Below are 20,907 nucleotides of genomic sequence, written 5' to 3' on the forward strand. Positions count from 1 at the left end.
GTGGCGCAGGCAGGCAACAACGAACACGGCGCACCCATGTGCGCCGTTTCCAGTGCAAAGCCGTGCGCGCTGTGTGCTTACACGTCGCCGCCGTCGGCCCAGCCTTCCCCCGTGCCCTCCTGGAACACGCGGTCATCGCTCTGCACCTCACCGGCCGGCAGGTGCGCCTGGTCGGCCAGTGCCGCGTAGATCGGGGTGAAGTCCGGTGACGTCGCCTGCATCAGCTGTTCGAAGCTGTCGATGACGAAGTAGGTCTTCTGGAAGGTGTCGATGCGGTACTTCGTGCGCATGATGCGCTGCAGGTCGAAGCCGATGCGGTTGGGCGCAGCCGATTCCAGCGAGTACAGCGATTCACCCTTCGACGACACGATGCCGGCACCGTAGATGCGCAGGCCTTCGGGCGTGTCGATCAGGCCGAACTCCACCGTGTACCAGTACAGGCGGGTCAGGTTCTGCAGCGCATCCGGGCCGATCGCGTGCGCTTTGACGCCGCCGCGCCCGTACGCCTCCATGTAATCGGCGAACACCGGGTTCATCAGCAGCGGCACATGGCCGAACAGATCGTGGAACAGGTCCGGCTCGGCGATGTAGTCGATCTGGTCGGGGCGACGGATCCACCAGGTCACCGGGAAGCGGCGATTGGCCAGGTGGTCGAAGAAATCCAGTTCCGGCAGCAGGCCTTCGACGCCGACCAGGGTCCAGCCGGTGGCGGCGCCGAGTACTTCGTTGAGCTGGTCGAAGCGCGGAATCATGTGCGCGCTCATGCCCATCTCGTCCTGTGCATCCAGGAATTCCTGGCAGGCGCGGCCGACCAGCAGCTCGCGCTGGCGCTGGTACAGCGTGCTCCAGGTGGCGTGGTCGTCTGCGCTATAGGTGTCCCACGGCTGCTCGACGAGCGCGGTGGTGTACACCGGCACGTAGCCCTTGTCGGTCTGCTGGTGTTCGACGCGGCGGGGCTGGGCGAGGTCCATGGGGCACTCCTGAGTGGGATACTCACGATGCTAGGGCAGAGCTCGCGCAACAGGGTTGCAAAAGTTGCGCCGAATGGCCTTGTTGGCGCAAGATCATTGCGTACTCACCATGTTGCGGGGCAACAATGGCCGGAGAAGTCCAGTTCGATCGCACGGATATACGCCTGCTGGCTGAAATCCAGCGGGATGGGCGCGCCACCAACGCCGAGTTGGCGACGCGGGTGAACCTATCGCCCTCGGCCTGCCTGCGCCGCCTGCAGCGGCTGGAAAGCGAGGGCGTGATCGTCGGCTACGGTGCGCGGCTGGAACCGCGGCAGTTGCGCCTGGGCCTGCAGGCCTTCGTGCGCGTGCAGCTGGAAAAGCACGACCAGGCCGCCATCGGCCACTTCGTGGACAGCGTGCAAGCGTGGGATGAAGTGGTGGCCTGCCATGCACTGACCGGCGACATGGATTACCTGCTGCACGTCTACGTGCGCGACCTGGAGCACTTCTCGCACTTCCTGCTGGACCGGCTGCTCAATGCCGGCGGCGTGGCCGATGCCAATTCCAGCTTCGTGCTGCGCACGGTGAAGGGATTCCAGGCATTGCCGCTGTCGCAGCTGGAGCCATGATCAGCTGGCGGATGTGGGAGAGCGTGACTTGCTTTGCATCCTGGACGACACAAGGCATTTTCCTACGGTGAGACGGATGAACATCTGACAGAGTGACGCGATCGGCCTTCCTAGACTCACTGGACAACCTTGTCCGGAGAGATCGACATGAAAGTCTGCCTTGCTCCTGTCATTGCCCTGCTTGCCGCTGGCCTGATGCCGGCCGCTGCAGGTGCTTCCCCCCAGATCACCAATGCCCAACCTCTGGCGTTGAGTTGCGGTACCACTGAATTCGTCGGCATGACCAGCAACTCGTCGACGCTGGCCAAGCGCCAGTGCAATGGTAGCTATGTCTATGGAATCGGCGTCTCGGTCAATGAAGCGGTGGAGAACCTCAACGGCTTCATGGCGGTGCTGCAGGCTGGCGTGAGCTGCAGCGCGGATGCCAGCAGCATCGTCAGTGGTGCCTACGGCAAGGGTGTTTTCGCCCAGTTCGTCTGCAATGGCTGGCCGATTGCCGGCGTGGGCAACTCACCCACCACCGCGGCGCGCAACTCGCTGGCCATCGCGACGGAAATGGCGGCCACGGGTACCCATTGCTCAGCGCCCCTGCAGGGTTCGTACTATCCGGAATCCTGGGGGTTCCGTTTCCGCTACGACTGCGGCAACACGCAGACCCTGAAGAGCTGGTCCATCAGTGGGCTCGGTGCCAGCATCGATGACGCCAACGTCATCGCCATGCGACTGATGCGTTATTCCACAGCGGCAGGCCAGAGCTGCAACTTCGAGAAGGCCGAAATCAATGGCGTCATTCTGCACGCCACGCTGGTCTGCAACGGCTCGTACATCCATGGCTACGGCAGCTCGGTGACGGCCGCCGCCAATGACGCACTGGCCCAGATCGGCGCCTGACCCGTCGTGAGGCCCCTGGGGGTGACCCGCATGGAGCGGGTTGCCCTCAGCACTTGTCCTTGCGGCCCATCAGCTTGCCCAGGCGCGAGGCTTCCTCGCACTTGGGGGCAGCCACCGGCGCCGGTGCGGCCGCGGCGGCACGCGCGCGCTGCAGCTGCTGGATCCTGGCGCGGATCTGCGGCATCGCTGCCATCGCGGCCTTTTCGCCTTCCAGGATCGCAGTGCCACGCTGGCTGAAGTCGGCGGCACCGATGTCCAGTACCTTCGGGCGGATGACGATGTCGGCGCGCGCCAGTTCCTGCTCACCGAGGCGCTGGCCCATGATCGAGATGGACTGGTTGACGATGCCCAGCATGTCGGTCGGCGCCTTGCCGCTGGCCTTGCTGGAAATGTCCACGGCGATCACGAAGTCGGCGCCGAGCTGGCGTGCGGCATCCACCGGCACCGGGCTGACCACACCGCCATCAATGTAGTTGCGACCGCCGATCTTCACCGGCTCGAACACACCGGGAATGCTGCTCGACGCGCGCACCGCCTGGCCGACGTTGCCGCGCACGAAGATCGCGCGCTCGCCGGTTTCCAACTGAGTGGCGACGGCGGCGAACGGCTTCTTCAGGCGTTCGGCCGGACGGTTGGCGACCTGTTCGTTGACGTAGTCCTGCAGCTTCTGGCCCTGCACCAGGCCACCGGAGAACAGGCGCACGTCGCGGATGCTGGCTTCATCCAGCGCCACCGCCTTGCTCTGCATCTGGAAGGCGTCCATGCCGCTGGCATACAGCGCGCCGACCACGCTGCCGGCACTGGTGCCGGACACCACCGCGGGCTCGAAGCCATTGGCTTCCAGCATCTTGATCACGCCGATGTGGGCGAAGCCCTTGGCCGCACCACCGCCGAGCGCGATACCGATCTTCACCGGCTTGGCCTGCGGCACCACGGTGGGGGCCGGCGGCGGCGTGGGGCGGACCGGATCACCGCCGCAGCCGGCCAGCAGGCCGATCAGGGCGACGGACAGCAGCATGCGGGGGCGGAACAGGCTCATCGGCAGTGCGCTCGCGGCGCCGGACTCGGGAAAGGGCGCCAGCATACCGAAGCCGTGGCGGGGCGGGCAGGGTGGGGAAGTTGCCTATTCAGCAAAAAACGACCCCGGTAGGTGCCGACCTTGGTCGGCACACGCAGATTCCAGTGCCGACCAAGGTCGGCACCTACCAAACGAGTGGGTCAGAACCGGTTGTCGCCGTCCAGCATCCGGCCAAGACCCCCCAGCACCGAACCTTCGCCGCGGCTCTGGCCACCGCCCTGCGGTGCGGCCATCCACATGCGGCCAGCCAGGCGCGAGAACGGCAGCGACTGCAACCAGACCTTGCCTGGCCCGGTCAGCGTGGCCAGGAACACGCCCTCGCCACCGAACAACATGCTCTTGATGCCGGCGACCCGGCGCACGTCCATGTCCACCGTGGGGTGATACGCCACCACGCAGCCGGTATCCACGTCCAGGCGTTCACCGGCAGCCAGCTCGCGCTCGACCACGCAGCCGCCGGCGTGGATGAACACCCAGCCGTCGCCTTCCAGCTTCTGCATGATGAAGCCCTCGCCGCCGAACAGGCCGGTCATGATCTTGCGCTGGAACTGCACGCCGATCTGCACGCCACGGGCACCGGCCAGGAAGCTGTCCTTCTGGCAGATCAGGCGCCCGCCATGCTGGTCCAGTTTCATCGCCAGCACGGTGCCGGGGTAGGGCGCGGCGAAGGCGACCTTGCCCTTGCCGTGGCCGCTCTGCGTGTAGACGGTAGCGAACAGGCTCTCCCCGGTCAGCACGCGCTTGCCGGCGGCCATCACCTTGCCCATGAACCCGCTCTGCTCGCCGTTGGCGGCGCCGAACACCGTGTCCATCTGCACCGTGGCGTCCTTGAACATCAGCGCGCCGGCCTCGGCGATGGCGCTCTCGCCGGGGTCGAGCTCGATCTCCACGAACTGCATTTCATGGCCGACGATGCGGAACTCGATGTCGTCGGCGCGACCGCTGGTGCCTGCCGGCACCGGCGGCGGGGTGTTGGGCATGCCCGGGGCCGGCGCCTGCAGCTCGGCCACCTCGGCGATCGGCGTCCACCCGCTCATGCCCTGGCACCAGGCCAGGGCGCGTGGATTGGCCTGCGCGTAGCGGCGCGCGGCCTCGTCATCAAGCGGGCCGATGCGCTCGGCCTGGGCGGAGGCATGGAAGTACCACTGGGTCATGGCGGCGGGTCCGTCGCGGTGGAAACCCCGAGTCTAGCGAGCGCCCGGGGGCGCCGGCGACGGGGCCATGAACGGCGGGCATTTGCGGCGTAGGTGCTGTATTGCAACAATTATCTGGTAGCGCCGTTTTACCACCCCTCCAAACACAGCCTACCGCCATGTCCCCGACCCGTACTTCCCGTGGCCGCCTTCCGGTCGCGCGCCCCCTCGTTGCCGCTCTTTCCGCCCTGCTGCCGCTGGTAGCAGCCGCCCAGGAAACCCCCGCTGCCAAGGATCCGGTTGCCCTCGATGCCCTGCAGGTGACCGCGCAGCGCCGCGTCGAGAACGCCAAGGACGTACCGGTCGCACTGAGCGCGATCCAGGGCGAGAAGCTGGATGTGCTCGGCTCGGCCGGCGATGACATCCGCTTCCTGGCCGCGCGCGTGCCCAGCCTCAACATCGAGTCGTCCTACGGCCGTGCCTTCCCGCGCTTCTACATCCGTGGCCTGGGCAACACCGATTTCGACCTCAATGCTTCGCAGCCGGTGTCGCTGGTGTATGACGACGTGGTGCAGGAAAGCCCGCTGCTGAAGGGCTTCCCGCTGTTCGATCTGGCCAACGTGGAAGTGCTGCGTGGCCCGCAGGGCACGCTGTTCGGCCGCAACACCCCGGCCGGCGTGGTCAAGTTCGATTCGGCGCGTCCGTCGCAGGATGCCGACGGCTACGTGCGCGTGGGCTACGGCAGCTACAACAGCTGGAACGTGCAGGGCGCCTACGGCGGCCCGCTGACCGACCGCTGGTCGGCACGTGTCTCGGCGATCTACCAGCGCCGCGATGACTGGGTCGACAACACCCGTGCCGGTGCCCCCAACAGTGGTTTCGAAGGCTATGACGAAGCCGCCGGCCGCGTGCAGTTCCTGTACGAAGGCGACGACTTCGAAGCGCTGTTCAACCTGCACAAGCGCAAGCTCAACGGCACCGCGCGCCTGTTCCGCGCCAACATCATCCAGAAGGGCGGCAATTCGCTGGTCGAGAACTTCGACCGCGACAAGGTGGCCAACGACGGCGTCAACTTCTCCGACCTGGAAACCTGGGGCGGCAGCGCGCGCCTGCAGTGGAACCTCGGCTCGGTGACCCTGCACTCGATCACCGGCTACGAGACCGCCGAATCGCTCAACCGCGGTGACATCGACGGCGGCTACGGCGCGGCCTTCCTCGGTGCCGGCAACTACGGCCCGGGCCTGATTCCGTTCTCGTCGGAGTCGGCCGACGGCCTGCCGCACCACCGCCAGTGGACGCAGGAAGTGCGCATCGAGTCCAACGAATGGGGCCGCTTCGACTGGCAGGCCGGCGTCTTCTACTTCGATGAAGACGTGACCATCAACAACTTCAACTACGACTCGCTGACCCCGGGCAACCCGCAGACCGGCCACGTGGTGCAGAACCAGCGCAACAAGGCGTGGGCGGTGTTCGCTTCGGGTGACTTCGACGTCACCGACCGCTTCAAGCTGCGCGCCGGCGTGCGCTACACCCAGGACAAGAAGGACTTCAGCGCCAGCGTGCTGCAGGCCGTTCCGTTCGGCACCCCGGTCAGCGGCCCGTACCTGGCCAACACCGACGTCAACGACGTCAGCTGGGATGTCAGCGGCGTGTACAAGCTGACCGACGACATCAACGCCTACGCCCGCGTGGCCAAGGGCTTCCGCGCACCGTCGATCCAGGGCCGCCTGGCCTTCGCGCCGGGCCTGTCGCAGGCCGATTCGGAGAAGGTGATCTCGTATGAAGCCGGCATCAAGGCCGACCTGTTCGAGCGCCGCGCGCGCCTGGGCCTGAGCGTGTTCCGCTACAACGTCGACGGCCAGCAGCTGATCGCCGTGGGCGGCACCAACAACACCGCCACCCTGCTCAATGCCGACAAGACCATCGGCCAGGGCGTGGAGCTGGACCTGGAGGCCTACCTGGCCGACAACGTCCTGCTGACCTTCGGCAGCAGCTACAACGACACCGAGATCAAGGACAAGAACCTGGCGGTGGCGATCTGCGGCGGTGGCTGCACCATTACCGACCCGACCACGGTGATCAACGGCCAGACCTATGCGCTGGTCAACGGCAACCCGTTGCCGCAGGCACCGAAGTGGATCCACAACGCGACCCTGCGCGTTGGCTTCCCGCTCAGCGACGGAAGCGAGCTGTACGCCTACACCGACTGGGCCTACCGCAGTGCGGTGAACTTCTTCATCTACGAGTCGCCGGAATTCCGCGGCCGTAGTTCGCTGGAAGGCGGCCTGCGCCTGGGCTACAACTGGGATTACGGCCAGTACGACGTGGCCGTGTTCGGCCGCAACCTGACCAACCAGACCCGCGTGGTCGGTGCGATCGACTTCAACAACCTGACCGGCTTCCTCAACGAGCCGCGTACCTGGGGCGTGGAGTTCACCGCGAAGTTCTGATGCGGTTGCTGCGTTGATGCAATGAAGAAGGGCCGGCGCAATGCCGGCCCTTCTGCGTTCGGTGTCCGCCGGGCATGGCCCGGCGCTACCCATGCGTCGCAACCGGTAGTGCCGGCCGCTGGCCGGCAACGGTCCATCCGGCGTGCGCTTACAGCGCGCTCTGCGGGCGCACCTTCAGCACCGCGTTCTCGGTGGCGCAGTCACGGCTGGAATGCAGGCCGGCCTTGCGAGCGGCGGCGATCTCCTTGCGCGCGGCCAGCAGATCCTTGTTGAACGCGGCGTTGTCGTGCAGGCGGGCCACGGCGGCGGCGCCCATGAAGCGGCCTTCCAGGATGTCGCTCTGCCAGTGCACGTTGCACACCAGGCGGCTCTCGCCGTAGTTGCGGCCACGGGCCTGGATCGCATCGGCGCGGTCCGGTGCGATCTCCGACAGGATCAGTGCCCAGGCCCAGCCGATCGAGGTATGGCCGGACGGGTAGGAGCCGTTCCTGCGCAGGCCCTCTTCATCCTTCGGCGCGCAGGTCGGCTCACCGTTGACCATGAACGGGCGCGGCCGCTGGTAGTGGTTCTTGGCGGCCTTGGTGGCGGCACTGGCGTCGATCCGGCTGCGCTCCAGCAGGCGGTACAGCGCCGGGGTCTTCACCGCGTCGACGTCGATGTCGGCGGCACAGGAGAAGTGGTTGGCGCCTTCCGGGAAGCCGAGTTCGGCATCGACGCCGGCCTGGGCGAAGCGCGGGCTGCCACGCAGTGCTCGGGCTTCACGGCTGACCTGTTCGTCCAGGGCAAGGGCGGCCGAACCGGCCACCGGCGGCGCCGGCACCAGGTCCAGGCTGGCCGGGACCGCATCCTTGTCCAGATAGCCCACGGCCTTGGTGGTGATGTTGGCTTCGACGGCGGTCGGCTTGGCGGCGGTGGCGGCACAACCGGCCAGGGCCACGGCCACGGCAGGGCCGAGCAGCGGGCGGGCAGGGTGGGAAATCAGCGACATGGACGGGCTCCGGAGAAAAAACATCGCGCCATGATCGCAGTCCGTGTACGACACCGCAGTGGCCATCGGTCATACGGCCAGACCCGGCATGGTCATTGCCGCGATATGAAAAACGTCATCGAATGGCGTCAGTCTCCTGAACCCGGGCGCAGCGCACGGACTTTCACGCCGCTGCACCGTGAGCATCGGCACAACGGCAAGCGCCAGGGCCGTCCAGTTCCAGCCGGGTCGGGGGGATCCGCAGACAGAGGGAGAGAAGCGATGCGCAGCACCGCAACAGGAAGTACCGTCCTGGCCCTGCTCCTCGGGCTTGCAGCAACACCGGCGCAGGCCGCCGACGTGGTCGGCGTGGCCTTCGTGCATGGCACCGGCGCGCAGACCAACGCCACCCAAGACTACTGGCAGCCGGCCATCATCGACACCGTGCGCCAGGGCCTGCCGAACAGCAGCAACTACGTGGTCATCAACTGCGACTTCACCCAGTACATGTGGAAGCCGGAGGCCGCCGGCTGCCTGGCCAACCAGCTGACCAGCTTCATCGACAGCCGTGGCATCACCCAGCTGGTGGTGATCACCCATTCCAACGGCGGCAACGTGGTGCGCTGGATCCTGTCCAACCCGACCTACGACAGCCGCTACCCGAAGATCATCCGCACGGTGCGCAAGGTCACCGCGCTGGCACCTTCCTCGGGCGGTACGCCGTTGGCCGATGCGGTGCTCAACGGCAATACCTTCGAAACTTCGCTGGGCTGGCTGCTGGGCTACAAGAACGATGCCGTGCGCCAGCAGCAGGTGGCGAGCATGGCGACTTACAACGCGCAGAACCTGTATGGCACCGCAGGCCGCCCGGCGCTGCCCAAACCGTTCCGCGCGGTGGTCGGCAGCGATGTCGAATCGGCGGTGTGGGACAGCAACAGCTACTGCGGGGGCTATGCCGCCAATGTCGGCCTGGAGTTCACCCAGAACTGGCTGTCGTCCTGCTCCGATGGTTTCCTGGAATGCAGCAGCCAGAAGGCCGCAGGTACCACCTGGTTCACCGACACGCAGCGCACCCAGGGGGCAGAGCCGCTCAGCCACAACCAGAGCCGTCGCGAGTGCTTCGGCCTCGGCATGATCCTGCGCAACGACCTGACCCAGTGAGGGAGACGACCATGACGATCCATTCCACCCTGCTGGCCAGCGCGGTGCTGGCGATGCTGTCCCTTTCCACAGCGCAGGCTGCGCAGCCGTTGAATGCCGCACGTGCCGGCGATCAGGTGCCCGCTGCGCTGGTTGCCGCGCCGTTGCCGGCCGATGACAGCGAACGGGCACCGCTGTTCTTCGCCTGGGCGCTGGACCCGGCGCAATCGTTGCAGGCGGCGACTCCGTATGCCTCGGTCAGCCGCAGCTACTGGCAGCAGGTCGATGGCACGCAACTGCAGCGCGGCCTCGATCTGCCGCTGACGGCCGCCGATGCGGTGATCCAGCTGAGCCCGGCAGAAGGCGCGCGTGCAGTGCCGGCCAACTCGTTGCAGGTGCGCGACCCGGCAGGCCGCAGCAGCGTGGCCCGCAGTGTCGACGCGCGCGCGCTGCAGGAGGCCGGCATGCCGGTGAGTGATGGCAGCAGCATGCTGCGTACCGGCGCGACCAGTGCAGCCGGTGCGTACACGCTGCAGAGCGCGCAGGCACAGGGCCGCTACGTGGTGCAGGTACTGGAGCCGAACAGTCCGTTGCGGCTGGAGGTGCAGGCCAACCAAGGGCAGGTGCTGGCCGGTGGCAACCTGCAGCTGCAGGCGCGCCTGCTGGAAGACGGCGCTACTCCCGCAACGCTGGCCTCACGCCGCAGCAGCCTGGGTGGTGAAGCGTTGCTGGTTGCGCCGGACGGCCGCAGCTGGCCGCAGCGCCTGCTGCGCACCACCGATGGTGCCCTGCGTGCGCAGGTGCGGATTCCGGCTGATGTCGGCAACGCGCAGGGGCTGTGGGAGCTGCAGGTGTTCGCCCAGGCCGATGGTGTGTTGCGCGATGGCAAGGTCGCCTTCGCGGTGGCGCGTCCGACCGCGCGCTTCAGTGGCCAGGCGGCGCCGGACCCGGCCAGTCGACAGGTCGCACTGCCAATGCAGGTAGCCGCCGCTGGCCGTTACGAGGCGCGTGGCACGCTGTATGCCACCGGTCGCGATGGCCAGCTGAAGCCGGTAGCGCAGGCGCATGCGGCGGCCTGGTTCGATGGCCCGGGCGCGGGCCAGCTGGTGCTGCCGTTCGACCAGGCCGCATTGCCGGCCGGTTTCGGTGCGCCGTATGAGCTGCGCGACCTGCAGCTGCAGGACCAGAGCCGGATGGCACCGATCGAATCGCGCGCGCTGGCGTTGAGGTTCTGAGGCTGGGTGCAGCGGGCCGGGTTCCGGCCCGCTGCACCGGCATGGCGGCGGAATGGCATCACATGGGGAATGGCATCACGACGGGGATGGCGTGACGAGGGGATGCCATGACGGGGGGATGGCGTGACGACGGGGTAGAGTCGACTGTTAGTCGACTGCCTTTCGCCTGAATCGCAAAGATCCCGCGCTGCGCGCGATAGTCGACTAACAGTCGACTCTACCGCCGCCGGTTTCCGAGCCCGCCGGTTTCCCGGGCCCCTCGGTTTCCCAGGCCCATCGGTTTCCGAGCCCATCGGTTTCCCGAGCCCATCGGTTTCCCGGGCCCATCGGTTTCCCGGGCCCGTCGGTTTCCAAGCCCCTTGTTTCCCTCAAGGGCTCCGTCTCAGCCCGCGTACGCGGTCAGCCGGCCTTCCTGCTCGCACACGGTGATGGCGCCGCCGAACACCGCCGACAGCGGTTCGTTGCGCAGCAGCTCGGCACGGGTGCCATCGGCCAGCACGCGACCGTCGCGCAGCAGCACCACGCGTTCGATCTCGGGAATGATCTCTTCGATGTGGTGGGTCACCAGCACCAGGGTGATGCCCTGCTGGGCGAGCACCCGCATGGTCGCCACCAGCTGTTCGCGGGCGACCAGGTCCAGACCGGTGGAGGGCTCGTCCAGCAGCAGCGCCTGCGGGCGGTTGACCAGCGCGCGGGCGATCAGCACCCGGCGGGTCTCGCCGGCCGACAGCTCGGCATAGGCGCGCTCGCGCAGGGATAGGGCGCCGGTCATCGCCAGTGTCTCACCGACGCGTGCACGCATGTCGGCAGTCACCTCGCGGAAGGCCGGCACCACGTAGCTGGCGAAGAAGCCGGACAGCACCGCCTGTTCCACGGTCAGCCCCGGCATGTCGGCCAGGTTGCTGCTGAGATCGCCGGTGACGATGCCCAGCTGCGAACGCAGCCGGTCCACCTGCCAGCGGTTCTGGCCCAGCACCTTCACGGCCACCGAGCCGTCGCTTTGCGCCAGCGGGTACAGCTCGCGGGTGATCAGCTTGATGAAGGTCGATTTGCCGCAACCGTTGGGGCCGAGCAGGGCAGTGTGCTGGCCCTGCGCGATGCGCAGGCTGAGCCCGTGCAGCACCTTCACCTGGCCGCGCACCACGGTGGCGCGGTCCAGTTCGATCAAGGGGGGCAGCTCCGCAACGGGCGGGGCGGCAGTCATGGTGCTGGCGCGTGGATCAAGGCTCGACAATTCAGGTCCCCAACTGTGAACGGTGCCACGGATGACGGTGGCAATCACCGCCGCAGGGATGCAGTTTGCAACGCAAGCGCCCATGATGTCTGCCATCCCCGCGTCGATACGGAGAGCCGCCATGCCCGATGCCCTGATGTCCCTGTTGACCGGTGGTGTGCTGGGCCTGGGCTGGTGGGCCATGCTGGCGGTGCTGCTGGTCTTCACCCAGATCACCATCTTCTCGGTGACCCTGTACCTGCATCGCAGCCAGGCCCATCGCGGGGTCGATTTCCACCCGGCACTGGCCCACGTGTTCCGGTTCTGGCTGTGGCTGACCACCTCGATGATCACCCGCGAGTGGGTGGCCATCCATCGCAAGCACCACGCCAAGGTGGAAACCGAGGACGATCCGCACAGCCCGGTCACCCGTGGCATCGGCAAGGTGTTCTGGCATGGCGTGGAGCTGTACCGCGAAGCGCGCGGCATGCGCGCGGACATCGAGCAGTACGGGCGTGGCACCCCGGATGATGCGATCGAGCGCCACCTGTATACCCCGCACGCCACGCTCGGCCCGGTGCTGCTGCTGGCGATCAACAGCGTGCTGTTCGGCCTGCCCGGCGTGGCCCTGTGGGCGATCCAGATGGCGTGGATCCCGTTCTGGGCCGCAGGTGTGGTCAATGGCCTGGGTCACTGGTGGGGGTACCGCAACTACGAATCGGCCGATACCTCCACGAACCTGACGCCGTGGGGGTTCTGGATCGGTGGTGAGGAGCTGCACAACAACCATCATGCCTTCCCCAGTTCGGCGCGCTTCGCGATGCGGCGCTGGGAATTCGACATCGGCTGGAGTGCGATCCGCCTGCTGCAGGGACTGCGCCTGGCCAAGGTGCTTCGCGTTGCACCGGCCATGGACGTACGCCCGAACATCGCCGTGCCCGATGCCGAAACGCTGAAGGCGCTGCTCTCGCACCGCTTCCAGGCGATGACCGACTACCAGCGCAATGTGTTCATGCCGGCCCTGCGCGAGGAGGCCGCCCACGCCGGGGCCAAGCTGCGTCGCCTGCTGCCGCGCCGGCTGCGCCGTGGCCTGGTCAATGATGGCCGCTGGTTGAAGCCGGACAGCCGCGCCCAGCTCAGCGAATGGGTGGCGCAACGGCCGCGCATCCGCACCCTGGTCGAGTACCGGGGGCGCCTGGCCGTGTTGCTGGAAGCGCGCGGCCACGATGCGGCCGAGCGCCTGCATCAGCTGCAGGCGTGGTGCCGCGAGGCCGAGGAAAGCGGTATCGCCGCGTTGCAGGCCTACGCCGCACGATTGAAGGGCTACAGCCTGGTGGGCGCGTGAGGGCAGGGTACGGACTGCTGCTGGCGGCGCTGGTGCCGGGCGCGGTGCTGGCCCAGGTCACCGACACCGCCAGCTATCTGCAGCGGATGGACAGCGATGGCGATGGCAAGGTCAGCGAGGCCGAGTACGTGCAGTGGATGCTGTATGCCTTCGACCGCATGGACCGCAACGGTGATGGCGTGCTGGGCGCCGAGGAGCTGCCCGGCGGCAAGGGCAGGGCGATAAGCCGCGAGCAGCAGCGGCAGGTGATCGTGAAGCGCTTCCACACGCAGGATGCCAACGGCGACGGCTTCCTGGATGCACGGGAGTTGGCGGCGCCGCCGCGCTGACTCTGCACCGTCGCCGGGCATGGCCCGGCGCTGCCAGGTGCATCGGGCCCGGTAGCGCCGGGCCATGCCCGGCGTAGAATCGCCGCATGCCTGAACTGCCCGAAGTCGAAACCACACGCCGCGGCTTGGCGCCGCACCTGCAGGGCCGTCGCGTGCATGGGGTGATCCTGCGCCGGGCCGATCTGCGCTGGCCGATTCCGCCGGAAGTGGCCGAGTTGCTGCCGGGGCAGCGCATCGAGGACATCCGCCGGCGCGCCAAGTACCTGCTGCTGGATACCGCCATCGGCAGCGCCGTGCTGCACCTGGGCATGTCCGGCAGCCTGCGCGTGCTGCCCGGCGACACCCCGCTGCGCGCGCACGACCATGTGGATATCAGCCTGGACAACGGCCGCCTGCTGCGCTTCAACGACCCGCGCCGCTTCGGCAGCCTGCTGTGGCAGCCGGCCGGCGAGATCCATCCGCTGCTGCAGGGGCTGGGCCCGGAGCCGCTGGATGATGCCTTCGACGGCGACTACCTGTTCGCCCGCAGCCGTGGCCGCAGCGCGCCGGTGAAGACCTTCCTGATGGACCAGGCGGTGGTGGTGGGCGTGGGCAACATCTACGCTGCCGAAAGCCTGTTCAAGGCTGGCATCAGTCCGCTGCGCGAGGCCGGGAAGATCTCGCGCGAGCGCTACCAGCGGCTGGCTGACGCGGTGAAGGAGATCCTCGGCTACGCCATCACCCGTGGTGGCACCACCCTGCGCGACTTCATCAGCCCCGATGGCGCGCCGGGCTACTTCGAGCAGGAACTGCTGGTATACGGCCGCGATGGCCTGCCGTGCCCGAACTGTGGCCGCGCGCTGAAGCACGCCACCATCGGCCAGCGCGCCAGCGTCTGGTGCAGCCACTGCCAGCGCTGAGCCGGGCGGCCAGCGGCAGCTGAACGGGCAGGGCGCGTCTCCGCTGCCCGTTAACGTTTGTCTGCCTATGATGGCCGACCTTCCTTCTGTGCCTGACGCGCCTGCATGCAACGACGCGACTTCATCCGCAATGCCTCCCTCGCCCTGGCTGCATTCGGCCTGCCGTCCCTGCCAGCGTGCGCGGCCAGCAAGAGTGGCCAGATGGGCCTGCGCCGCCTCGGCCAGCCGCAGCCGTTCGACTTCGCCACCCTGAAGGGCCAGGCGCGCGCGCTGGCGCAGGCGCCCTACAAGAGCCACAAGCGGGTGCTGCCGGGCCGCCTGGAAGGACTGGACTGGGACCAGTACCAGTCGATCGGCTACCGCCAGGACCACGCCCTGTGGGCCGACCAGCCGGGCAAGTTCCAGGCCAAGTTCTTCCACCTGGGCCTGTACTTCCATTCGCCGGTGCGCATGTTCGACGTGGTCGACGGCAAGGCGCAGGAGCTGGCCTATGACGGCGCGGCGTTCAATTACGGCAAGAGCGGCATCAAGGACGGCGAGCTGCCGGCCGATCTGGGCTTCGCCGGGTTCCGCCTGAACACCCGCAAGGACACCGACCGCGACTTCGCTGCGTTCCTTGGCGCCAGCTACTTCCGCGCCGTCGGCAAGGAAGGCCAGTACGGCCAGTCCGCGCGTGGCCTGGCGATCGACACCGGCATGGGCAAGCCGGAGGAATTCCCGGACTTCATCGCCTATTACCTGGAACAGCCGTCGGCCGATTCGGAAACGATCGTGGTCTATGGCCTGCTGGATTCGCCCAGCGTGGCCGGCGCCTACCGCTTCGCGATCACCAATGGCGATGTGCTGCTGATGGACATCGACAGCGCGCTGTACCCGCGCAAGGCGATCGAGCGCCTGGGCATCGCACCGTGCACCAGCATGTACCAGGTGGGCGAGAACGATCGCCGCATGGGCTGGGACTGGCGCCCGGAGATCCACGATACCGATGGCCTGTCGCTGTGGACCGGCGCCGGTGAGTGGATCTGGCGCCCGCTGCTGAACCCGCGCAACCTGCGTTTCAACATGTTCGTGGACCGCAACCCGCGCGGCTTCGGCCTGCTGCAGCGTGACCGCAACTTCGACCATTACCAGGACGATGGCGTGTTCTACGAGAAGCGCCCGTGCCTGTGGGTGGAGCCGAAGGGCGAGTGGGGCGAAGGCTCGGTGCAGCTGGTGGAGATTCCCACCGTGGACGAGACCTTCGACAACATCGTGGCCTTCTGGAACCCGAAGGACAAACCGCAGCCCGGCCAGGAGCTGCTGGTTGGCTACCGCCTGTACTGGGGCGCCGAGCCGCCGGCACGGCCGCCGCTGGCGCACTGCGTGGCCAGCCGTACCGGCCTGGGCGGCGTGGTTGGCAAGAAGCGCGAGTATTTCAGCTGGCGTTTCGCGGTGGACTTCGAAGGCGGCGAGCTGGCCAGGCTGATCGACAAGGCCGAGGTCGAGGCGGTGGTGGAAGCCAGCCGTGGCCGGGTCGAGATCGTGTCGGCGCGGCCACTGCGCGAGATCGACGGCTACCGCGCGATGTTCGACCTGGTGCCGCCGGAGGGCAGCACCGAGCAGATCGATATCCGCCTGTTCCTGCGCAGTGGTGGCAAGACCCTCACCGAGACCTGGCTGTACCAGTACACCCCGCCGCCGGCGGGTGCGCCGGAGCGCACGCTGTACTGAGTGGGTCGGGATTGCAGGGCTTGCAGCCCTGCACCCGCGGTAGTGCCGGCCGCTGGCCGGCAACCTGCAGTCAAAAGCTGGTTTCCTGAGGGATGGCGGGGTGGGTCCAGTTGAGGGGGACGCTGCAAGTCCGTCCATGTAAGCTCGGTCGCCGCATCCATGCGGCTCACGCCCCCTCAACCGGACCCACCCCGCCTTCGACAGTTTCCCGCGATCTGTCGGAACGGCGTTCTGCTTTGGTGGGTGCCGACCGTTTGTCGGCACAGGCCCTGACCCCGGATGAATCTATATCTGACAAAAAAATCGTGTCGACCAAGGTCGACACCTACCAGGAGCCGCGCATCGCCGTTGCCAACAGCCGCGTGATCCTGTCGAAGGCGGGGCACTGTGGGTTTGCGGGGTGTGAGCCGCATGGATGCGGCGACCAAGGCTACATGGACGTACTTGCGCCGTCCCCGCACACCCACAGTGCCCCGCCATCCCACGGAATGCCAGCTGTTGCTGTTGCCGTTGGTGTTGCCTCTGCAGGTGCAGGGCGCAGCCCTGCAAAAGAACACCCCCTACAGCGGCAGGGGCGCCTGCGCCGGGTCGATCCGCCCTTCACCGCGGGTGATCTTCTTGAACTCGGCACGGCTGACCGACACATAGCGGTCGTTGCCACCGATCTCCACCTGCGGGCCATCCTTTACCGCGTGGCCATGTTCGTCCACGCGCACCGTCATCGTTGCCTTCTTGCCGCTGTGGCAGATGGTCTTGATCTCCTGCATCTCGTCGGCCCAGGCCAGCAGGTACTGGCTGCCCTCGAACAGCTCGCCGCGGAAATCGGTGCGCAGGCCGTAGCACAGCACCGGAATGCGCAGCTGGTCGACCACCTCGCTGAGTTGCCAGACCTGGGTGCGGGTGAGGAACTGCGCTTCATCCACCAGTACGCAGCCCATCGGGCCGTTGGCGGCCAGGTCCTGTTCGACCCAGTGCTGCAGGTCGGTGTCACGGTCGAAGGCCATGCCGTCGGCACGCAGGCCGATCCGCGAGGCCACCACGCCGGCGCCGGCACGATCATCCAGGCGCGGGGTCAGGATCGCCACCCGCATGCCGCGCTCGCGGTAGTTGTGCGCGCTCTGCAGCAGAGTCGTGGTCTTGCCGGCGTTCATCGCCGAATAGTAGAAATAGAGCTTGGCCATCGGCCAATTCTAGTCGCCCACCGCCTTGTCGTCGCGGACCGTGTCCGGCCGTCCTATCTCGACGCTGGGGGTCAGCGCGGGGCGCCAGTAGTTGTCCTGCAGGCACCAGTAGTCGGCGGCGCGCCAGTAGTCGTTGTCGTAGACGATGCTGCCCGGCGTCGCGATGCCCTGCTCGTTGCCGCGGCGCTGGACGACGATCAGGCCGGAGCTCACGTACCCGAGGCGGCTGCCGGTGATCTGCTGGCGGCCGTCCCTGAGGGCGCGCTCCATGCGAGGCTTGGCCACGCGGTCGCCATAGTCGGCATAGACCTGCTGGCCGCGCTCGATCGCCTGTGCCTGCTGCAATGCGTCCAGGCGTGCCCAATAGTGCTCCCGCAGCACCAGGAAGTCGTGGTACATGCGCTCGGCGGCAAGGTCCATCCAGATGTAGGCCATCACCGGATCGGCCCGGGTACCGAGGCCCTCCTGGTACAGCCGCGCCACCATGGCCTGGGAGAATTTGTCGGCGTAGCGCGCCGAACGCTTGTAGTAGTCCAGCGCCCTGGCGGGCTGTCTGTCCCGCTCGGCCCGCTGGGCCATGCTGCGCCAGAACAGGTCCGGATGGGCATCGAAGAAGCCTCCGGTCAGGACGGTTGGCGGGATCTGCCGCGGGGCCTCCACCGGGCATTCCCTGGCGGTCACGCCAGCGGCCATCGACAGGCCCAGCAGCAGGCAGAAGAGTGGAGCGTGCTTCGCTTTCATATGATCGCCCTCCTGGCAATGACTATGGAAATACGAACGTCAGCGCCCCGCGCCTTCCACGGGGCTGAGTGGGCCGACCTCGACGCTGCGGCCGCGGAATTCCTGTTCCCAGATGCGGTCCTGCATGCACCAGTACGCTGCAGGGTCCCAGTACGCATCCCGGTAGTAGTCATCGCCGCGGGTCGGCCAGCCGGCTTCCGGGCCGTCGGACAGTTCCACCTGCAGCATCGAGCTGACCCAGCCGGTACGGCTGCCGGTCATGCGGCTGCGGTCCACGCGCATGGCAGCCTCCATGCGCGGCTTGGCGGTGGCATCGCCGTAGGCCGCATACAGCGCCGGCCCTTCGGTGAGCACCCGTTGCCGCTGCGCGGCATCCAGGCGGTTCCAGTAGCGCTCGCGCTCCAGCAGCAGGTCGCGGTAGCCGCGTTCGGCGGCCAGGTCCATCCAGATGTAGGCCAGCACCGGATCAGGGGCGGTACCCGTGCCCTCTAGGTACATGCGCGCGACCAGCGACTGCGACAGCTTGTCGGCGTGCGCGGCCGCCCGCTTGAAGCGCACCAGCGCATGATCGGGCCGGCCCTGGCGCCACGACTGCAGGCCCAGCTCGCGCCAGTGCAGGTCAGGATGAGCCTGCAGGAAGCCCTGGGTCATCAGCGCAGGCCGCAACGATGCGCCAGGATCGGGCGCGCAGTCCGCACTGCGGGCGGCCAACGGCGCCAGCAGCAACAGCAGGGTGCCCAGCAGGGCGGCAGAAGCGGTCGGGCGCATGCACCTGGCTCCAGTGCTCCGGTGGCGAATCAATAGCTTAGGAACGGTGTGCATGCAAGTCAGGTCCGCCCGCTGCGGCCCCGCTACAATCCCATTCCCATGCACGGTCTCAATCCCCCCCAAGCCGCCGCCGTCCTGCACATCGAAGGTCCGTTGCTGGTGCTCGCCGGCGCGGGCAGCGGCAAGACGCGCGTGATCGTGGAAAAGATCGCCCATCTGATCGGCAGCGGCCGCTATCCGGCACGCCGCATCGCCGCGATCACCTTCACCAACAAGTCGGCCAAGGAAATGCGCGAGCGTGTGGCCAAGCGCCTGCGCGAGCAGGATGCGGACGAGGTGACCATCTGCACCTTCCATGCGCTGGGCCTGAAGTTCCTGCAGATCGAGCATGCCGCTGTGGGCCTGAAGCGTGGTTTCTCGATCTTCGATGCCGACGATGCCGCCGCGCAGATCAAGGACCTGATGTACGGGGCCAAGCCCGACGACATCGAGGACATGAAGAACCTGGTGTCGCGCGCGAAGAACGCCGGCCTGTCGCCCGAGCAGGCGATGGCCGCCGCGCGCAGCAACCGCGAGAAGGAAGCGGCCAGCGTCTACGAGCGCTACCAGCTGCGCCTGACCGCGTTCAATGCGGTCGATTTCGATGACCTGATCCGTTTGCCGGTGCAGATCCTGGAAGAGAATCCGGAGATCGCGCTGGCCTGGCGCGAGCGAATCGGCTACCTGCTGGTGGACGAATGCCAGGACACCAACGACGCGCAGTACCGCCTGCTCAAGCAGCTGGCCGGCGACAAGGGCAACTTCACCTGCGTGGGCGATGACGACCAGTCGATCTACGCCTGGCGTGGCGCCAACCCGGAAAACCTGCAGCAGATGGGGCGCGACTACCCCAAGCTGGAGATCATCAAGCTGGAGCAGAATTACCGCTGCTCCAACCGCGTGCTGCGCGCCGCAAACGCGCTGATCGCCAACAACCCGCACGAGCACCTGAAGAAGCTGTGGAGCGACCAGGCCGACGGCGAACGCATCCGCGTATGGGAATGCCGCAACAGCGAACATGAAGCGGAAAAGGTCGCGGCCGAGATCGCCTTCGTGGCCCAGTCGCGCAACGTGCCGTGGAGTGACTTCTGCATCCTGTTCCGCGGCAACTTCCAGTCACGCCCGCTGGAAAAGGCGATGCAGCTGCTGCGCATTCCCTACCACCTGACCGGCGGCACCATGTTCCTGGAACGCCAGGAAGTGAAGGACACGCTGGCCTGGCTGCGGCTGCTGGTGAACCCGGATGACGACACCGCGTTCATGCGTGCGGTGCAGTCGCCCAAGCGCGACGTCGGCGCCGGCACGCTGGCCAAGCTGGCCGAGCTGGCGCAGGAAAAGGACATGCCGATGGCGCAGGCCGCTGAAGCGATCGGCGCGCTGCAGCAGCTGCCACCGCGCGCGGCCAACAGCCTGGCGCGCTTCACCGACATCCTGCGTGACCTGCGCGCGCAGACCCGGCAGATCAGCTCCGGCGACATGATCCGCAAGGTCGCCAAGGAGTCGGGCCTGCTCAGCGAGCTGCGCCAGCAGGCCAAGGAAGAGGCCAGCTACCAGCGCCGGGCGAACAACATCGAAGAGCTGGCGCAGTGGTTCGAGGGTGGCCCGCGTGGTGCTACCGCGGCCGACCTGGCCGGCCAGCTGGCACTGCTGTCGCGCAGTGACAAGGACGAGGGCGGCAACCAGGTGCGCATGATGACCATGCACGCCTCCAAGGGCCTGGAATTCCCGTACGTGTTCATCGTTGGCTGCGAGGACGGCGTGCTGCCGCACCAGGTCAGCCTGGACGAGGGCAACCTGCAGGAAGAACGGCGCCTGCTGTACGTGGGCATCACCCGCGCCAAGATCCAGCTGTGGATGAGCTACAGCAAGCTGACCCGCAAGTTCGGCGAACACGTGCGGCTGAAGCCGAGCCGGTTCTTCGAGGAGATTCCGGCCGAGGAAATCCAGCGTGACGGCGCTGACCCGGTGGCGGATGCGGCGCGGAAGAAGGAGCGCGCGAGCGCGGGGCTGGCGGCGATCGAAGCGCTGTTCGACTAAGGCGCTCCAACGGCGCCGCCCCTCCGTGGTGGAGCGCGTTGGTTCCGCGGTGTGGCCGGTCGGGGTGGGTTCGCGGGGGACGCCGTGAACCCCCAGACCGGCCCAGCCGCTGGCGGCTGTGCGTTCGGGCGCTTGCGAAGCAGTGCTTCGCAAGCAAAGCGCCCTCACC

18 protein-coding genes are annotated in these 20,907 nt (G+C 67.3%); 10 read left to right on the plus strand and 8 right to left on the minus strand.

Annotation, left to right across the window (positions count from 1 at the left end; genetic code table 11):
- Positions 1-77: 77 nt before the first annotated feature.
- Entirely contained in the window at positions 78-971 is an 894-nt protein-coding gene (phhA, locus tag QP552_RS00145) for a phenylalanine 4-monooxygenase (RefSeq protein ID WP_111111890.1), read from the minus strand.
- A 125-nt stretch (positions 972-1,096) separates the two neighbouring features.
- Here phhA and QP552_RS00150 point away from each other — a divergent pair, with 125 nt between their 5' ends.
- Entirely contained in the window at positions 1,097-1,582 is a 486-nt protein-coding gene (locus tag QP552_RS00150; RefSeq protein ID WP_014645428.1) for an Lrp/AsnC family transcriptional regulator, read from the plus strand.
- Positions 1,583-1,729: 147 nt separating this feature from the next.
- Positions 1,730-2,473 carry a hypothetical protein gene (locus QP552_RS00155; protein WP_286074625.1) on the plus strand — a complete coding sequence of 248 codons (744 nt, stop codon included), beginning with the start codon at positions 1,730-1,732 and terminating at the stop codon, positions 2,471-2,473.
- Positions 2,474-2,519: 46 nt separating this feature from the next.
- On the opposite strand, the gene QP552_RS00160 is transcribed toward QP552_RS00155, so the two are convergent.
- The gene (locus QP552_RS00160; protein ID WP_005411784.1) at positions 2,520-3,512 is read right to left on the minus strand and encodes a patatin-like phospholipase family protein; all 993 of its coding nucleotides are present in this window, start codon (positions 3,510-3,512) and stop codon (positions 2,520-2,522) included.
- A gap of 179 nt (positions 3,513-3,691) precedes the next feature.
- Positions 3,692-4,705, minus strand: a complete 1,014-nt coding sequence (locus QP552_RS00165; RefSeq protein WP_106551273.1) for a TIGR00266 family protein — start codon at positions 4,703-4,705, stop codon at positions 3,692-3,694.
- Positions 4,706-4,863: 158 nt separating this feature from the next.
- Between QP552_RS00165 and QP552_RS00170 the strand changes: the two genes are divergently transcribed.
- Entirely contained in the window at positions 4,864-7,134 is a 2,271-nt protein-coding gene (locus QP552_RS00170; protein ID WP_099552628.1) for a TonB-dependent receptor, read from the plus strand.
- Between the two features lie 148 nt (positions 7,135-7,282).
- On the opposite strand, the gene QP552_RS00175 is transcribed toward QP552_RS00170, so the two are convergent.
- The gene (locus QP552_RS00175) at positions 7,283-8,122 is read right to left on the minus strand and encodes a phosphatase PAP2 family protein (RefSeq protein ID WP_286074626.1); all 840 of its coding nucleotides are present in this window, start codon (positions 8,120-8,122) and stop codon (positions 7,283-7,285) included.
- Positions 8,123-8,383: 261 nt separating this feature from the next.
- Between QP552_RS00175 and QP552_RS00180 the strand changes: the two genes are divergently transcribed.
- Together QP552_RS00180 and QP552_RS00185 are read left to right on the plus strand one after the other, a co-directional pair.
- Positions 8,384-9,262, plus strand: coding sequence for a hypothetical protein (locus QP552_RS00180; protein WP_286074627.1), 879 nt, complete (start codon positions 8,384-8,386; stop codon positions 9,260-9,262).
- An 11-nt stretch (positions 9,263-9,273) separates the two neighbouring features.
- Entirely contained in the window at positions 9,274-10,476 is a 1,203-nt protein-coding gene (locus tag QP552_RS00185; RefSeq protein WP_286074628.1) for a DUF4785 domain-containing protein, read from the plus strand.
- Positions 10,477-10,858: 382 nt separating this feature from the next.
- Here the strand turns inward: QP552_RS00185 and QP552_RS00190 are convergent, their stop codons facing one another.
- The gene (locus tag QP552_RS00190) at positions 10,859-11,680 is read right to left on the minus strand and encodes an ATP-binding cassette domain-containing protein (protein WP_106551401.1); all 822 of its coding nucleotides are present in this window, start codon (positions 11,678-11,680) and stop codon (positions 10,859-10,861) included.
- 151 nt (positions 11,681-11,831) lie between these two features.
- On the opposite strand from QP552_RS00190, the gene QP552_RS00195 reads away from it, so the two are divergent.
- From QP552_RS00195 to QP552_RS00210, 4 genes are all read left to right on the plus strand, one after another.
- Positions 11,832-13,034 carry a fatty acid desaturase gene (locus tag QP552_RS00195; protein WP_286074629.1) on the plus strand — a complete coding sequence of 401 codons (1,203 nt, stop codon included), beginning with the start codon at positions 11,832-11,834 and terminating at the stop codon, positions 13,032-13,034.
- Complete coding sequence (locus tag QP552_RS00200; RefSeq protein WP_286074630.1) at positions 13,031-13,363, plus strand: hypothetical protein; 333 nt, start codon at positions 13,031-13,033, stop codon at positions 13,361-13,363. Before QP552_RS00195 ends, QP552_RS00200 begins: the two co-directional genes overlap by 4 nt.
- Before the next feature lie 86 nt (positions 13,364-13,449).
- Positions 13,450-14,262 carry a bifunctional DNA-formamidopyrimidine glycosylase/DNA-(apurinic or apyrimidinic site) lyase gene (mutM, locus tag QP552_RS00205; RefSeq protein ID WP_005421105.1) on the plus strand — a complete coding sequence of 271 codons (813 nt, stop codon included), beginning with the start codon at positions 13,450-13,452 and terminating at the stop codon, positions 14,260-14,262.
- A gap of 105 nt (positions 14,263-14,367) precedes the next feature.
- On the plus strand, positions 14,368-15,972 hold the full coding sequence (locus tag QP552_RS00210) for a glucan biosynthesis protein D (protein WP_286074632.1): 1,605 nt from the start codon (positions 14,368-14,370) through the stop codon (positions 15,970-15,972).
- Between the two features lie 560 nt (positions 15,973-16,532).
- On the opposite strand, the gene QP552_RS00215 is transcribed toward QP552_RS00210, so the two are convergent.
- The 3 genes from QP552_RS00215 to QP552_RS00225 are packed head-to-tail and all read right to left on the minus strand — an operon-like array spanning position 16,533 to position 18,662.
- A complete protein-coding gene (locus tag QP552_RS00215) occupies positions 16,533-17,153 on the minus strand; it encodes a thymidine kinase (protein ID WP_005411814.1) in 621 nt (206 codons plus the stop codon).
- A 9-nt stretch (positions 17,154-17,162) separates the two neighbouring features.
- Positions 17,163-17,894, minus strand: coding sequence for a sel1 repeat family protein (locus QP552_RS00220; protein ID WP_286074633.1), 732 nt, complete (start codon positions 17,892-17,894; stop codon positions 17,163-17,165).
- A 39-nt stretch (positions 17,895-17,933) separates the two neighbouring features.
- Entirely contained in the window at positions 17,934-18,662 is a 729-nt protein-coding gene (locus QP552_RS00225; protein ID WP_286074634.1) for an SEL1-like repeat protein, read from the minus strand.
- A 99-nt stretch (positions 18,663-18,761) separates the two neighbouring features.
- Here QP552_RS00225 and QP552_RS00230 point away from each other — a divergent pair, with 99 nt between their 5' ends.
- Positions 18,762-20,738 (plus strand): UvrD-helicase domain-containing protein, encoded by a 1,977-nt coding sequence (locus QP552_RS00230; RefSeq protein ID WP_111111662.1) that lies wholly within the window; start codon positions 18,762-18,764, stop codon positions 20,736-20,738.
- The last annotated feature ends 169 nt before the right edge of the window (positions 20,739-20,907 follow it).

This window comes from Stenotrophomonas sp. 59, assembly GCF_030291095.1.
In the GTDB taxonomy this organism is placed as follows: Bacteria; Pseudomonadota; Gammaproteobacteria; order Xanthomonadales; family Xanthomonadaceae; genus Stenotrophomonas; species Stenotrophomonas maltophilia_Q.

Coding starts and splice junctions, on each gene's coding strand:
- QP552_RS00180 (WP_286074627.1), top strand. CDS start 8,384: ATGCGCAGCACCGCAACAGGAAGTACCGTCCTGGCCCTGCTCCTCGGG.
- QP552_RS00230 (WP_111111662.1), top strand. CDS start 18,762: ATGCACGGTCTCAATCCCCCCCAAGCCGCCGCCGTCCTGCACATCGAA.
- QP552_RS00170 (WP_099552628.1), top strand. CDS start 4,864: ATGTCCCCGACCCGTACTTCCCGTGGCCGCCTTCCGGTCGCGCGCCCC.
- QP552_RS00155 (WP_286074625.1), top strand. CDS start 1,730: ATGAAAGTCTGCCTTGCTCCTGTCATTGCCCTGCTTGCCGCTGGCCTG.
- QP552_RS00165 (WP_106551273.1), bottom strand. CDS start 4,705: ATGACCCAGTGGTACTTCCATGCCTCCGCCCAGGCCGAGCGCATCGGC.
- QP552_RS00160 (WP_005411784.1), bottom strand. CDS start 3,512: ATGAGCCTGTTCCGCCCCCGCATGCTGCTGTCCGTCGCCCTGATCGGC.
- QP552_RS00175 (WP_286074626.1), bottom strand. CDS start 8,122: ATGTCGCTGATTTCCCACCCTGCCCGCCCGCTGCTCGGCCCTGCCGTG.
- QP552_RS00195 (WP_286074629.1), top strand. CDS start 11,832: ATGCCCGATGCCCTGATGTCCCTGTTGACCGGTGGTGTGCTGGGCCTG.
- QP552_RS00150 (WP_014645428.1), top strand. CDS start 1,097: ATGGCCGGAGAAGTCCAGTTCGATCGCACGGATATACGCCTGCTGGCT.
- QP552_RS00220 (WP_286074633.1), bottom strand. CDS start 17,894: ATGAAAGCGAAGCACGCTCCACTCTTCTGCCTGCTGCTGGGCCTGTCG.
- QP552_RS00210 (WP_286074632.1), top strand. CDS start 14,368: ATGCAACGACGCGACTTCATCCGCAATGCCTCCCTCGCCCTGGCTGCA.
- mutM (WP_005421105.1), top strand. CDS start 13,450: ATGCCTGAACTGCCCGAAGTCGAAACCACACGCCGCGGCTTGGCGCCG.
- QP552_RS00190 (WP_106551401.1), bottom strand. CDS start 11,680: ATGACTGCCGCCCCGCCCGTTGCGGAGCTGCCCCCCTTGATCGAACTG.
- QP552_RS00185 (WP_286074628.1), top strand. CDS start 9,274: ATGACGATCCATTCCACCCTGCTGGCCAGCGCGGTGCTGGCGATGCTG.
- phhA (WP_111111890.1), bottom strand. CDS start 971: ATGGACCTCGCCCAGCCCCGCCGCGTCGAACACCAGCAGACCGACAAG.
- QP552_RS00225 (WP_286074634.1), bottom strand. CDS start 18,662: ATGCGCCCGACCGCTTCTGCCGCCCTGCTGGGCACCCTGCTGTTGCTG.
- QP552_RS00215 (WP_005411814.1), bottom strand. CDS start 17,153: ATGGCCAAGCTCTATTTCTACTATTCGGCGATGAACGCCGGCAAGACC.